Source organism: Streptomyces sp. MS19 (genome assembly GCF_047200595.1).
In the GTDB taxonomy this organism is placed as follows: domain Bacteria; phylum Actinomycetota; class Actinomycetes; order Streptomycetales; family Streptomycetaceae; genus Streptomyces.
In genome coordinates this window covers 71,687-84,227 of the sequence record NZ_JBJZOH010000008.1, presented here as the reverse complement: position 1 = coordinate 84,227, position 12,541 = coordinate 71,687, and the positions used below count along the sequence as shown (strand labels likewise).

Sequence of the window (12,541 nt, the reverse complement as noted above, 5' to 3'; positions counted from 1 at the left end):
GAACGGGACGCCCGGCCGCCGTGCGTCGGCGGCCTGGCGTCCCGGGGGCACGCGCGCCCGTCCCTCCGAGCGGTCCGGCGGACGCGGGACCGCGAGGACGGGCGGCGCGGCGGAGCGCGGTGCGGAGACCGCGCGCGGGGTACGGCGTGCGGAGGAGCGGAGGGGCGGCGGGCTACTTGCCGCCGCCGCCCTTGCCGCCCTTCCCGTCCTTGCCACCGCCGCCGAACGAGCCCATCGACTCGTAGATCTCCTTGCACATGGGGCAGACCGGGTACTTCTTCGGGTCGCGTCCCGGCACCCAGACCTTGCCGCAGAGCGCGACGACGGGGCTGCCGTCGAGCGCGCTCGCCATGATCTTGTCCTTCTGGACATAGTGGGCGTAGCGCTCGTGGTCGCCGTCGCCGTGCGTCGTCTGCGGGGTGGGCTCGACGAGGGTGCCGGCGCCCGCTCCGCGTTCGGGCTCAAGAGTGCTCATGGACCCCAAGCCTAATTCAGCGACGGGTCCTCCGGGTATGTGGCGAGCAGGGCCAGGGAGCCACGCTGCCGGCGCAGGACGGCCCGCCACAGCCCCTCGGGGCGCGGCACGGACACGTCGCCCGGCTCCGAGTCCACGACGTACCAGGCGCCCTCGTCCAGCTCGCGCTCCAGCTGCGCCGGGCCCCAGCCCGCGTACCCGGCGAAGATCCGCAGGCTGCCCAGCTCGGCCGCGAGCACCTCGGGCGGCGCGTCGAGGTCCACCAGGCCGATCGACCCGTGCACCCGCCGCCAGCCGAGGGGGCCCTTCCCCGGTACGACGGCCAGCGCGAGCGCCGCGTCCAGCGCGACGGGTCCGCCCTGGAAGACGACGCCGGGCTCGACGGCCAGTTCCGCCCAGGCCTCCAGCACCTCGGACACGCCGACGGGCGTCGGCCGGTTGAGCACCACGCCGAGTGCCCCCTCGCGGTCGTGGTCGAGCAGGAGCACGACGGAGCGGTCGAAGTTGGGGTCGGACAGGGCCGGAGTGGCCACCAGCAACCGCCCGGTGAGGGAGGACTCCTCGGTCATGCGCCCATGATTCCGCATCCCGGGGGTAGACGGGAGGGCCGACCTCACGGCCCCGCACGGCGGCCCGGCGGCCGGTCATACCATGGCGCGCTCAGGACCACTACCATTTCGAAACGGATCACCGTTCCGAGCAATCGGGGCCCCCGCACCCACCCAGAGATCGTGAGTTCGATGACCGACGACGTACTTCTTGTCCACGGCGGCACCCCGATCGAGGGGGAGATCAGGGTCCGCGGGGCGAAGAACCTGGTGCCCAAGGCGATGGTGGCGGCGCTGCTCGGCAGCGGCCCGAGCCGCCTGCGGAACGTCCCCGACATCCGGGACGTGCGGGTCGTGCGCGGCCTGCTCCAGTTGCACGGCGTGACCGTCCGCAGCGGCGACGAGGCCGGGGAGCTGATCCTCGACCCCTCGCACGTCGAGAGCGCGAACGTGGCGGACATCGACGCGCACGCGGGGTCCTCCCGTATCCCGATCCTCTTCTGCGGCCCGCTGCTGCACCGGCTGGGGCACGCGTTCATCCCCGGCCTCGGCGGCTGCGACATCGGCGGCCGTCCGGTGGACTTCCACTTCGACGTGCTGCGCAAGTTCGGCGCGACGATCGACAAGCGCGAGGACGGGCAGTACCTGGAGGCGCCGCAGCGGCTGCGCGGCTGCAAGATCCGCCTCCCGTACCCGTCGGTGGGTTCGACGGAGCAGGTGCTGCTGACGGCGGTGCTCGCCGAGGGCGTCACCGAGCTGTCGAACGCGGCGGTGGAGCCGGAGATCGAGGACCTGATCTGCGTGCTCCAGAAGATGGGCGCGATCATCTCGCTGGACACGGACCGCACCATCCGCATCACCGGCGTGGACCGCCTCGGCGGCTACACGCACCGGGCCCTGCCCGACCGCCTCGAAGCCGCCTCCTGGGCGAGCGCGGCCCTGGCGACCAAGGGCAGCGTCTACGTCAGGGGCGCGCAGCAGCGCGAGATGATGACGTTCCTGAACACGTACCGGAAGGTCGGCGGCGCGTTCGAGATCGACGACGCGGGCATCCGCTTCTGGCACCCGGGCGGGCCGCTGAACGCGATCGCGCTGGAGACGGACGTGCACCCCGGCTTCCAGACCGACTGGCAGCAGCCGCTGGTGGTGGCCCTCACGCAGGCGTCCGGTCTGTCGATCGTGCACGAGACGGTGTACGAGTCGCGGCTCGGCTTCACGAGTGCGCTGAACCAGATGGGCGCCCACATCCAGGTGTACCGCGAGTGCCTGGGCGGGACGCCGTGCCGCTTCGGGCAGCGGAACTTCCTGCACTCGGCCGTCGTCTCGGGCCCCACGACGCTCCAGGGCGCCGACCTGGTCATCCCGGACCTGCGGGGCGGCTTCTCGTACCTGATCGCCGCCCTGGCCGCGCAGGGGACGTCCCATGTGCACGGCATCGGGCTGATCAACCGGGGCTACGAGAACTTCGTCAACAAGCTGGAGGACCTGGGCGCCAAGGTCGAACGCGCTTGAGGTGACCTGCCGCACCCGGGGACATGACGAAGGGGTGACCCCCTGGTGAGGGGGTCACCCCTGGCGATTGTTCACCGCGACGTCACGTCGTCACTGGCCCTTGGCGGCTTCCTTCAGCTTGGAGCCGGCCGAGACCTTCACGCTGTACCCGGCGGGGATGTTGATCGGCTCGCCGGTCTGCGGGTTACGGGCGGTGCGGGCGGCGCGGTGCGTCCGCTCGAAGGTCAGGAAGCCGGGAATGGTGACCTTCTGGTCGCCCTTGGCGACGACCTCCCCGACGGTCTCGGCCAGGGCCGCCAGCACGGCGTCGGCGTCCTTCCGAGTCACCTCGGCGCGCTCCGACAGAGCGGCCACCAGCTCACTGCGGTTCATATTACGTACTCCCGTGTTCAACTTGCCGATGTTGCGATGCTGCCAGGACCCACTGACAGTCCCTGGACCCGGGTCTGCCGCGCTGGTTCCCTCGCGCCCGGACGCATCCTGCCCCCACGAGTGGCGCGAAGGCCAATCCGCGCCGAGGGGGGTCACACGAAGAGCGTCCACGCCACGCCGCGGTGACGGTCCCCGAGGCCGTTGCCTCCCGGCCACCCTACGGGGCCGCCGGACGGGCCGGGCAACCGACTCGCCGCCGGATGGCCGCACGCGACACGCGCGGCCCGCGCACGCGTCACCGTACGCGGGCGCGCGTGCGCGGGGGGTCGGAAACCGGTCAGGCCCCGGCGGTCTCGGCCGGGCCCGGCAGCGGCGCCGGGGCGGTGTCCGCCTGCTGGGCGGCCTCCCTGACGGCCCCGGCGACGGCGCCGGAGACGCGTTCGTTGAAGACGCTGGGCACGATGTAGTTCGCGTTCAGCTCGTCCTCGCCGACGACGTCCGCGAGGGCCCGCGCGGCGGCCAGCATCATGTCGATGCTGACGGTCCTGGACTGGGCGTCCAGGAGGCCGCGGAAGACTCCGGGGAACACCAGGACGTTGTTGATCTGGTTCGGGAAGTCGGAGCGTCCGGTGGCGACGACGGCGGCCGTCTGGCGTGCGATGGCCGGGTCGATCTCCGGGTCCGGATTCGCGAGCGCGAACACCACGGCGTCGTCCGCCATGGCCGCGACGTCCGAGGCGTCCAGCACGTCGGGGGCCGAGACGCCGATGAAGACGTCCGCGCCCGCGATCGCGTCGCGAAGGGTGCCGGTGACGCCCTCCGGGTTGGTGTTGTCGGCGATCCAGCGCAGCGGCGAGTCGCTGTCCGCGTCCACCAGGTCGGCGCGGTCCGCGTGCACGACGCCGTGGATGTCGGCGACGACGGCGTGCCGCACACCCGCCTCGATCAGCAGCTTGAGGATGGCGGTCCCGGCCGCGCCGGCGCCCGACATGACGACGCGGACGTCCTCCAGGCGCTTGCCGACGACGCGCAGCGCGTTGTGCAGGGCGGCGAGGACGACGATGGCGGTGCCGTGCTGGTCGTCGTGGAAGACGGGGATGTCGAGGGCCTCGCGCAGCCGGGCCTCGATCTCGAAGCAGCGCGGCGCGGAGATGTCCTCCAGGTTGATGCCCGCGAAGCCGGGGGCGATGGCCTTGACGATCTCCACGATCGCGTCGGTGTCCTGGGTGTCCAGGCACAGCGGCCAGGCGTCGATCCCGGCGAACCGCTTGAACAGGGCCGCCTTGCCCTCCATCACCGGCAGCGCGGCGTGCGGGCCGATGTTGCCCAGGCCCAGGACGGCGGAGCCGTCGGTGACGACGGCGACGCTGTTGCGCTTGATGGTGAGGCGGCGGGCGTCCTCGGGGTGCGCGGCGATCTGCGTGCAGACGCGGGCGACGCCCGGTGTGTAGATCATGGAGAGATCGTCGCGATTGCGAATCGGATGTTTGGAGGACATCTCGATCTTGCCGCCGAGGTGCATCAGGAAGGTGCGGTCGGACACCTTGCCGAGGGCGACGCCCTCGATGGTCCGCAGCTTCTGGACGATCTCGTCCGCGTGCGCGGTCGAGGTCGCGGCGATGGTCACGTCGATCCGGAGCTTCTCGTGCCCGGAGGCGGTGACGTCGAGACCGGTGACCGATCCGCCGGAGGATTCGACCACGGTGGTGAGCTGACTGACCGCCGTGCCGCTGGCCGGCACCTCAAGACGGACGGTCATCGAGTACGAGACGCTGGGCGCCGTTGCCATGGCCGATAACTTCCTTCGCTTTCCAGAAAACGCCCCCGAAAACCTTGTCACCATACGAGAGATACGGCCGGACGGGAAAGCCAGGGCACCACGACCGGGACAGCCCGGGACGAACAGGTGGGAAACCGACAGGAAACACGGCGCGCGGCACCGTCCGGCCGGCGAGGACCGGAGACCTGTACGAAGGGGTACGCAGACGCGGGGGAAGCACCGCGGAGGAGAAGAGTAAGGACGCCGGCCCGCCAGCTCGCCTCGCGGCAAGGGGTCGCTCGTAGCGACTATGGTTGGGCCCGGGGGCATGGAATCGGGCCGGCGCCTCTTCCAGGCTACCGCACTCAGCCCGAAGGTCAACCGGCCACAAACCGCAGGTCAGGCCGTTGACAGCGGGTTCACGGCCGTCACCGCGTGTCCTCGCCGGGACGGCCGAACGACCGCTCCCCGCCGCCTCGTTCAGGCGGCTTCCCGGGCGTAGGGGATCGTTCCCCAGGTGCACGTCCCGGCGGCGTACGGCGCGGCGGCCCCGTAGCCCCAGCCGCCCTTGTGGTGCTCGACCAGCTTGCGGACGTCCACGAGCGACGTCGCGCGCCGCCAGTCGCAGACGGCGGCGAGGTGGCGGTGGGCGTGGGCGGCGTGCGCGTCGTGCACGGTGACTTCGAACGCGCTTCCGGTGCAGCGCAGCGCCAGGTGGATCACCTGCCCCGCCGCCGTGAAGCGGCAGGCGTGCGCGGCCAGCTCGTAGACGAGATCGAGCGCCGGTTCGACCATCTCCGCGCCGACGCCGTGGATGTCGCACATGATCTCCGCCGACTCCTGCGCGACGCTGGGCGTGGCGGCGGCCGAGGGCAGGGTGAGCCCGTACCGGAGGCTGAGCGGCGACGGCTCACGGAGATCGGGCCGCGGCGGCGGACACTGCGTGACGGTCGGGGCCGGGCTGAGGCTGAACGGATCAAAGACCCGCGGCACGGTCCCCTGCGTGACCGGTACGGGCGTGGGGGCGTTCTCGTACATGGACAACTCCGCTCACTGGCGCGGTGGATGGGCTACGAACAGCGGCCACGCTCGCGCAAGGCTTCACTCTCGCTGTACGTGAACGCGGCATCACCTAAGGTAGAGCAAGAGGTGCCACACTTACCACCCTGACAGTGAAACTCTTACCCCGTGGATAAGTGTTCGCCTCGAAGGCAGACTTGATCGCGCACCATCGAGAAAGGGGCCGGATGCCACCCCGCACCACACCCACGCAACGGCAGCGCCGACTTGGCGCCGAGATCAAGAAGATGCGGACCGACGCCGGGCTCACGGCGGAGTACGTCGCCGGGCTGCTCGGAGTCGATCGCGGCAAGGTCTCGAACATCGAATCGGGCATCCGGAACATCAGCGCCGAGCGCCTGCGCACGCTGGCGACACACTGCGAGTGCATGGACGATCGCTATCTCGCCGCGCTGCTGGAGTTCACCGAACCGCCACAGCCACAGTGGTGGGACGAGTACCGAGGCCGACTGTCACCCGGCCTGCTGGACGTTGCGGAAATGGAGTGGCACGCCAGCCGGATTCAGACCATCCAGACGATCCACGTGCCTGGCCTCCTCCAGACCGAGGACTACGCCCGCAGCATCTTCTCGACAGGCTTGCCCGCCCTGTCACGGCTCGAAGTCGAACTCCGCGTGGCGCATCGGATGGACCGGCAACGCGTGCTGACACGGGACCGCCGGGTCAAGTACCTGGGTTACGTTCACGAAGCCGCGCTCCGGATGCTCTTCGGCGGACGCGAGGCAACCAGGGACCAGCTCAAGGCACTGGTCGAGGCAAGCGAACGGGACAACGTGCTTGTGCGCGTGGTGCCGGTGGCAGTCGGCAGCTTTCCCGGAGCCGGACATGCGCTGCTCTACGCGGAGGGCCCCGTGCCGCAACTGGACACAGCACAGCTCGACTCCGCTCACGGCCCGGAGTTCATGCACGCTGAGCGCCAATTGGCCAAGTATCGAGCTCACTTGGATTGGATGGACAAGGAGAGCCTTCCTCCAGACGTTTCGAGAGACTTCATCCGGAGCATCGTGCACGATCTATGAGGAGCTCAACCGTGACAGTCATCAATTGGGAAGACCCCTTCTGCGCTGAGGGAAACAACTGCTTCCGCCTCGGCACCGACGCCGAGGGCAACGGCTACATCGCCGTCGCCGGGCAGGAGGAACATGCGCTCACCGACACCCGCGAAGCGCTCCGCAACCTCATCCTCGACATCAAGGCAGGCAAGGCTGACCACCTGCTGTAACGCCCAGGGGAAGAAGCGGCGTCACTCCTTCCTCCTGGCATGGTGCCGCACTTCGCCCCCGTCAGGGGTGAAGCGCGGCACCACTCAAAGTTGTCGGCCGCCGCCGAGAGGGGCGCTGCGCCCAGCTTCGGCACACTGCCGCACCTCGTCACCTGAAAGAAGCCGCCATGCCGCCACGGAGTGCCCCCAGCGAACAACAGAAACGGCTCGGCGCCGAGCTGCGCAGGATACGGAAGGCTGCGGGCCGGACCACCGAGTTCGCCGCTCACCTGCTCGGTGTGGACCGGACGAAGATCGCGAACGTCGAGACGGGTGTGCGGGCCATCACTCCCGAACGGGTCCGCTTCCTGGCGACCCACTACGGCTGCCGGGACGAGCGGTACGTCGAGGCACTCGCGGCCATGGCCGGACCGCCCGCGCAGGGCTGGTGGGAGATGTATCGCGCCCGTGTCCCGGCCGGGCTGCTCGACATCGCCGAGATGGAGTGGCACGCCGTCTCGGTACGGTGCGGCACGTTCCTCCACATGCCGGGACTGCTCCAGACCGACAGTTACATGAGAGCGGTGAACGCGGCGTTCCTGCCGCCCCTGCCGGATCAGGAGATCGAACTGCGCATCGCGCTCCGGCTCCAACGGCAGCAGATCCTCCACCGTGCCGAGCCGATCGCCTACACAGCCTTCGTCCACGAAGCGGCCCTGCGCATCGAATACGGCCCGGCGAAAGTCATGCGCACACAGTTGCGCCACTTGTGCGAGATGAGCGAACTGCCGAACGTAGACGTACGGGTGGTGCCGTTCTCCTCGGGCGCCCTGCCCGGCGCCGGGCAGGCGATGGTCTACGCCGAGGGAGTCGTCGCCGAGTTGGACACCGTGCAGCTCGACACAGCGCACGGCCCGGACTTCCTCCACCTCCCGACGCAGCTCGACCTGTACGGCTCGCAACTGAACTGGATGGAAAAGGTTTCCTACAGCACCAGTGAGTCAAAGGACTTCTTGCTGTCACTGAGCACGACCCGATAGGGGGCGACCTCATGGCCGACATCAACTGGGAAGAACCGTTCTGCGGAGAAGGAAACAACTGCTTCCGCCTCGGCACGGACGCCGAGGGCAACGGGTACATCGCCGTCGCCGGGGAGGAAGACCAGCCGCTCACCGACTCGCGGGAAGCGCTCCGTAACCTGATCCTCGACATCAAGGCGGGCAAGGCCGACCATCTCCTGTAACGCCGGCGGAGGCGGCACAGCGCCTCCGCCCCGTGAAACGTCTCCGGAGCGAGCGTTGCTCGCCATCCTTCGCCTTGCACGGCAATATGCGAACAAGGTTCCATATGCTGCTTACTTTCATTGACACCTAAAGATCACGCAAGAGAGACTGCACGCGCACATCCAGATACTCACGGACATCGTCCCCGTAGAGCGCGAAAGTGGCGTACATGTCGAATACTTCTCGGTGCTGGGCCACGTCGCGACTGTCCTGAAAAACGATCCTTCCCGTAAAAGTTTCGGCAGTCACCAGGCGATCGTCGTAAATAGTGAAAGTGTTCAACGGTCCGCGCGGGATGGTGACCCCGTCCGGAACTACGCCGATCCCGATGTTGGGCAGCCGGGAAAGCGATGCTAGCCGATCAATTTGTACTGCCATCGCCGAAGGGGGAACGACAGCCCATCTGATGGCCTGCCCAGTGAGCAGAAAAGTGAATCGCTTCGATCTGTCGTAGAGGACTGCTTGACGCTCCAACTTGCGAGCAACAGTCTTGGACTTGCCTCCCGGCGAGTGGGTGAGACTGGCCCTCACATACTCGGGCGTGGCCAGAAGGCCGGTCAGCATGGAGGGCAGGAAGTAGCGCATTTCCGTTGACTCTGATTCCAGCGCCGCCAGCTCCGCCTGACGCTTCTCAAGGCCCCTGCGCCAAGAGAAACGCTTGTCCTGCCACTCGGTGTTGGCCATCCTGGCCAGGGCCATGACCTCGCTGACAAGCTCCGGAGGAGCCCCCACAGCTCGCACGATGCGTTCGACGTCCATGAGCGAAGCTGTCGTTTTACCCGTTTCGATTTTGCTGATTTTCGATTGGCTCATGGCACAACGCTTAGCGAGCCGGTCACCAGTGAGACCGGCTCGCTTGCGCAAGTCGCGCAGAGCTTCAGCTAGGTCAGCCTTCGACCGGCCCAACTGTTCAGGATCAAGCGTCACCCACGCTCTTTCATATACTCGGCGAACGGGATTGCCGCAGCGAGAGCCGCACGCTTCCAGGAGCGAAACTCTTCCACGTCGCCCTTGTGCATCTCGCGGCCGATCTGCGTCCCGTCCGGCCGAAAGTTCAGGTGGACGACGGTGGACTCGTCGAACATCCACCAGTCCTGCCCGGCGACGGGAAGGCCGAAGTCGTCGTGCGTGACATCCAGGATTCGGATATCCTCACCCGCCGCCATGTTTCCCGGGACACCCCACGCAAATTGGTACCGCTGGTAGTCCGTCAGTGGCTGTCGCACGATGCGTACGCGCCCGATTTTCTTGCCTGCTTCGCGGTATGCCCGCACACGCGTGTGCCACTTCGCGTTGTGGTCAGCGGGTTTGTCTTCACCCCGCAGAAAGCGGGCGACGTTCTCCGTCTCGCGCGGCATGGTGTACGTCGGTTGGGCCTCAAAGCGCCATGCATCATGCTGGAAGGCATCGAACACCTCCCGCCACTCACCATCCGAGAGCACGCACAGCCTCCCGGAGAACATGCTCGGGAATCTCTACGAGTCCTTCGCCGTCCGGCACCGTGAAGCCTCCGTAAGCGTCGCCCTGGACCACGAACGTGCCGTGTTCCGTGGCGTACACGTTGGGGCAGTCGTCATCGTCACAGTTCGGTCCGCCGACCGTACCCGTGAGACGGGTAAGGCGCTCTCCGCCCGCCACCGTTTGCCCTCTCCCGGCCGGGCGCTTCCCGACCCTCGGGGACGACGCTAAGCGTGTGGAGGAGAGGTGTCTATGACGGAACGCCGACTATTCGTGTCTTGGAATAAACAGCCCGCAAGGCCGACCACCTTCTGTAACTTCCGTTGTCGTAGGCGGTGTTGCGCCTCCCCCGGTCAGATCGGCAGGTTCCAGCCGGGGCCGGCCTCGCTGCCGAGCCAGACCCGCTGACCTGCTGCCGAGACCGTGAGGCCGAACGCCTCCTGGTGGGGTTCACCGGCGGCCTGCCAGCGTTGCACGGCCCGTTCGACCCGGTCCCACAGGCGGACGGGCCCGCGCTGGACCACGGTCCACCCGCCGCCGGGGGCACGTGCCGTGCGGGCCTGTGAGCCGGTGGACACGTCCCAGAGGACCTGTTCGGCCCCCGCGCCCAAGCGTTCGGCCGAGGAGGCGGCGAGTTGTGCGACCCAACCGCCGGTCCAGTCGTCCAGCTTCGCGGGGTCGATCCGGCTCGGACGCTCGTCCCCGGGCAGCAGGGCCAGGGCCGGGCGGGGCGGGCGGTCGTGCGGCCGGGCGATCATGAAACTGGTGGTGCCGGGCAGGAACCGGCCCGTGGCCTCGCCGGGGCCGGTCACATCCAGCAGTGCCAGGGCGTGAGCGTAGCTCCACCCGGAGAGCGTGACGAGGATCTTCCCGCCCGGCCGTACCTGGTGCAGCCACGGAAGCGGGACGTACCGGACCGAGCATGTCGCGATCAGCCGGTCGTACGGACCGCCGTCCGGGTCGCCGCGCAGTCCGTCACCGATGATCAGCCTGGGCGCCGAACCGGCTTCCTTGAGCGCCGCGGCCGCAGCTCCGCCCACCACCGGGTCGTACTCGATACTCGTCAGGCTGCTGTCGCCGAAACGGTGCGCACCGAGCGCGGTCGAGTACCCGGTTCCTGTGCCGATCTCCAGTACCCGGTGACCGGCCTCGGCACGGAGTTGCTGCCACATGCTCAGGACCAGGGACGGCAGGGTGGACGAGGACGACGGAGAGCCGGTCACCTCGCCCGTCACGTCATCGGGCCTCAGCCGACCGTCGAGTTGCGTGATCAGTGTTCCGTCGGAGTAGACCGCCTCCAGCCATCCGGGCTCGCCTTCCCGGACAGGCCGGTAGCGGGTCGGGACGGTGCCGGGCAGTGCCAGGAAGAACGACCGCGCGAACAGCTCCCGGGGCACCGCCCTCGCTGCACCGATCCACTCGGGCTCCGTGAGGCCGCCGTTCTCGATGATTCTGTCCACGAGTGCGGCGCGGAGCCGAGTCGCTGTGGTCATGTGTCGGGGCCTTTCTCCAACTGGTCGGCAAGGGCATGGGCAATGTCCGCAGTGGTCTCCGCCGGCTGCCACGCCCATTGGCCGTTGGGATTGCATTCCAGGAAGTACCAGTCGCCTGCGGCGGTGACGGCGAAGTCGAACGCGCCGAAGAGCAGGTCAAGTTCGCTGAGATAGCGCAGTGCCGCATGCGCGATCGGCTCGGGAACATCGATCGGTGTGCACGTCATCGCGTCCTGGCGGCGGCGCCAGTCGAGATCGGGGCTGTCGATCCTCACTCCGAACAGCCGGTCGCCCACGGCGGTCACCCGGGCATCGAATACCTTGTCCACCTTGATCTGGAACATGTGCGGGCACACGGATACGGCTCCGGTGATCCCGGCCCCGCGCACCTCCCGGACCCAGACGCTCTGCGGTCGGCCGTCCACGCGATAGGGAGTGTTCCTCACGGGCTTGTAGACCACTCCACCCGGCTGCCGGGCGACGAACGTTCGCGCCTCGCCCGGGTCGTTGGTGATCACCGTGGCGGGCACCCGTAACCCACAGCGTTGCGCGGCCGAAAGCTGCGCGGGCTTGAACTCGGCGCCACGGTTGCGCCAGGGGTGATTCACGTAGTGCGCGCCGGGCAGGGAGGCGAGCACACCGCCCGCACCCCACAGCGTCTGCTCGGCGGCGAAGCGGCGGTCCTGGCCGCCCAGTCCGCGCGGTCCCTCGTACGGCGACGGTCTGCGCACCCAGACGGACCGGACGCGGCTGGTATCGAGTTCCCGGTGTGGCGTGCGCAGAGTCCCCCATTGGCCGCCCGCTCCGTACGTGGCAGTGAGCGAGGCATCCGTGTGCAGGTCGGCGCCGGGATCGAGACGGACCACGGGGACCTCGCGTTCGGCGAGAAGCCGCAGCACGAGATCCGCCGTCACGTCGTACGGGTTGGTCAGCACCAGCACCGGCCTGCTGTCGCTCATCAGCCGGCGCTCTGGTCCTGGTCGTACGATTCCGTGCTGTCCGCGTCGGTCGCGCCGCCCGGCCCGGACCCGTCACCCGGGCTGGTCGAGGTGGGCGTCAGTCCGCTCGTGCTGGTGCCGTGGGCACCCAGCTCGACCGTGCGGCCCTGCTCGTCCACGATGACGGCGATCTGCGTCCTGGGGTCGATCACAGGTGTGCACTGCTGCACCGCAGTGGTGGCCGCGTACGGCCCCATCCGTCGGGTGCCCCACGGTGCGGGCGTCTGGGTCATCTGTGCGGTACCTCCTTGAAGTGCGCGGCTCCCCCGGCACCGGTACTCCCTGGCGCTGGTGAGACTTCGTCCGCTCGTGAGTGACGATCCCCCATCCGCCGGGGAAATGACCTTCTATGCCTGTCCTCG

16 protein-coding genes are annotated in these 12,541 nt (G+C 68.6%); 5 read left to right on the top strand and 11 right to left on the bottom strand.

Translation table 11 applies throughout. The features are described from left to right. Positions 1-172 precede the first annotated feature (172 nt). Together ACL02R_RS11090 and ACL02R_RS11085 are read right to left on the bottom strand one after the other, a co-directional pair. Positions 173-475, bottom strand: coding sequence for a DUF3039 domain-containing protein (locus tag ACL02R_RS11090; protein WP_412796688.1), 303 nt, complete (start codon positions 473-475; stop codon positions 173-175). Positions 476-486: 11 nt separating this feature from the next. Then, the gene (locus tag ACL02R_RS11085) at positions 487-1,044 is read right to left on the bottom strand and encodes a YqgE/AlgH family protein (protein ID WP_362961879.1); all 558 of its coding nucleotides are present in this window, start codon (positions 1,042-1,044) and stop codon (positions 487-489) included. Between the two features lie 171 nt (positions 1,045-1,215). Here ACL02R_RS11085 and murA point away from each other — a divergent pair, with 171 nt between their 5' ends. Next, positions 1,216-2,535, top strand: coding sequence for a UDP-N-acetylglucosamine 1-carboxyvinyltransferase (gene murA, locus ACL02R_RS11080; RefSeq protein WP_412796687.1), 1,320 nt, complete (start codon positions 1,216-1,218; stop codon positions 2,533-2,535). A 90-nt stretch (positions 2,536-2,625) separates the two neighbouring features. Here murA and ACL02R_RS11075 read toward each other — a convergent pair whose 3' ends face one another. The 3 genes from ACL02R_RS11075 to ACL02R_RS11065 form a co-directional block, all read right to left on the bottom strand. After that, a complete protein-coding gene (locus ACL02R_RS11075) occupies positions 2,626-2,907 on the bottom strand; it encodes an HU family DNA-binding protein (protein ID WP_052848357.1) in 282 nt (93 codons plus the stop codon). Between the two features lie 337 nt (positions 2,908-3,244). Next, positions 3,245-4,696, bottom strand: coding sequence for an NAD-dependent malic enzyme (locus ACL02R_RS11070; RefSeq protein ID WP_412796686.1), 1,452 nt, complete (start codon positions 4,694-4,696; stop codon positions 3,245-3,247). 450 nt (positions 4,697-5,146) lie between these two features. Then, entirely contained in the window at positions 5,147-5,704 is a 558-nt protein-coding gene (locus tag ACL02R_RS11065; RefSeq protein WP_412796685.1) for an ATP-binding protein, read from the bottom strand. Between the two features lie 209 nt (positions 5,705-5,913). Here ACL02R_RS11065 and ACL02R_RS11060 point away from each other — a divergent pair, with 209 nt between their 5' ends. The 4 genes from ACL02R_RS11060 (at position 5,914) to ACL02R_RS11045 (ending at position 8,190) form a co-directional block, all read left to right on the top strand. Beyond that, positions 5,914-6,765, top strand: a complete 852-nt coding sequence (locus ACL02R_RS11060; RefSeq protein ID WP_412796684.1) for a helix-turn-helix domain-containing protein — start codon at positions 5,914-5,916, stop codon at positions 6,763-6,765. 11 nt (positions 6,766-6,776) lie between these two features. Beyond that, complete coding sequence (locus tag ACL02R_RS11055) at positions 6,777-6,968, top strand: hypothetical protein (RefSeq protein ID WP_412796683.1); 192 nt, start codon at positions 6,777-6,779, stop codon at positions 6,966-6,968. Positions 6,969-7,135: 167 nt separating this feature from the next. Then, complete coding sequence (locus ACL02R_RS11050) at positions 7,136-7,987, top strand: helix-turn-helix domain-containing protein (protein WP_412796682.1); 852 nt, start codon at positions 7,136-7,138, stop codon at positions 7,985-7,987. Positions 7,988-7,998: 11 nt separating this feature from the next. Beyond that, on the top strand, positions 7,999-8,190 hold the full coding sequence (locus ACL02R_RS11045) for a hypothetical protein (RefSeq protein WP_412796681.1): 192 nt from the start codon (positions 7,999-8,001) through the stop codon (positions 8,188-8,190). Positions 8,191-8,317: 127 nt separating this feature from the next. On the opposite strand, the gene ACL02R_RS11040 is transcribed toward ACL02R_RS11045, so the two are convergent. The 6 genes from ACL02R_RS11040 to tgmA all read right to left on the bottom strand — a co-directional run bounded on the left by ACL02R_RS11040 (position 8,318) and on the right by tgmA (position 12,412). Next, the gene (locus tag ACL02R_RS11040) at positions 8,318-9,157 is read right to left on the bottom strand and encodes a helix-turn-helix domain-containing protein (RefSeq protein ID WP_412796680.1); all 840 of its coding nucleotides are present in this window, start codon (positions 9,155-9,157) and stop codon (positions 8,318-8,320) included. Beyond that, positions 9,154-9,693, bottom strand: a complete 540-nt coding sequence (locus ACL02R_RS11035) for a DUF6879 family protein (protein WP_412796679.1) — start codon at positions 9,691-9,693, stop codon at positions 9,154-9,156. The genes ACL02R_RS11040 and ACL02R_RS11035 overlap by 4 nt, the downstream gene beginning before the upstream one ends. After that, positions 9,656-9,868: a hypothetical protein gene (locus tag ACL02R_RS11030; protein WP_412796678.1), complete on the bottom strand. Its 213-nt coding sequence runs from the start codon at positions 9,866-9,868 to the stop codon at positions 9,656-9,658. Before ACL02R_RS11030 ends, ACL02R_RS11035 begins: the two co-directional genes overlap by 38 nt. Before the next feature lie 173 nt (positions 9,869-10,041). Next, a complete protein-coding gene (tgmC, locus tag ACL02R_RS11025; RefSeq protein WP_412796677.1) occupies positions 10,042-11,181 on the bottom strand; it encodes an ATP-grasp peptide maturase system methyltransferase in 1,140 nt (379 codons plus the stop codon). Continuing rightward, on the bottom strand, positions 11,178-12,140 hold the full coding sequence (gene tgmB, locus ACL02R_RS11020) for an ATP-grasp ribosomal peptide maturase (protein ID WP_412796676.1): 963 nt from the start codon (positions 12,138-12,140) through the stop codon (positions 11,178-11,180). The genes tgmC and tgmB overlap by 4 nt, the downstream gene beginning before the upstream one ends. Next, the gene (tgmA, locus tag ACL02R_RS11015; RefSeq protein WP_412796675.1) at positions 12,140-12,412 is read right to left on the bottom strand and encodes a putative ATP-grasp-modified RiPP; all 273 of its coding nucleotides are present in this window, start codon (positions 12,410-12,412) and stop codon (positions 12,140-12,142) included. The genes tgmB and tgmA overlap by 1 nt, the downstream gene beginning before the upstream one ends. Positions 12,413-12,541: the final 129 nt, after the last annotated feature.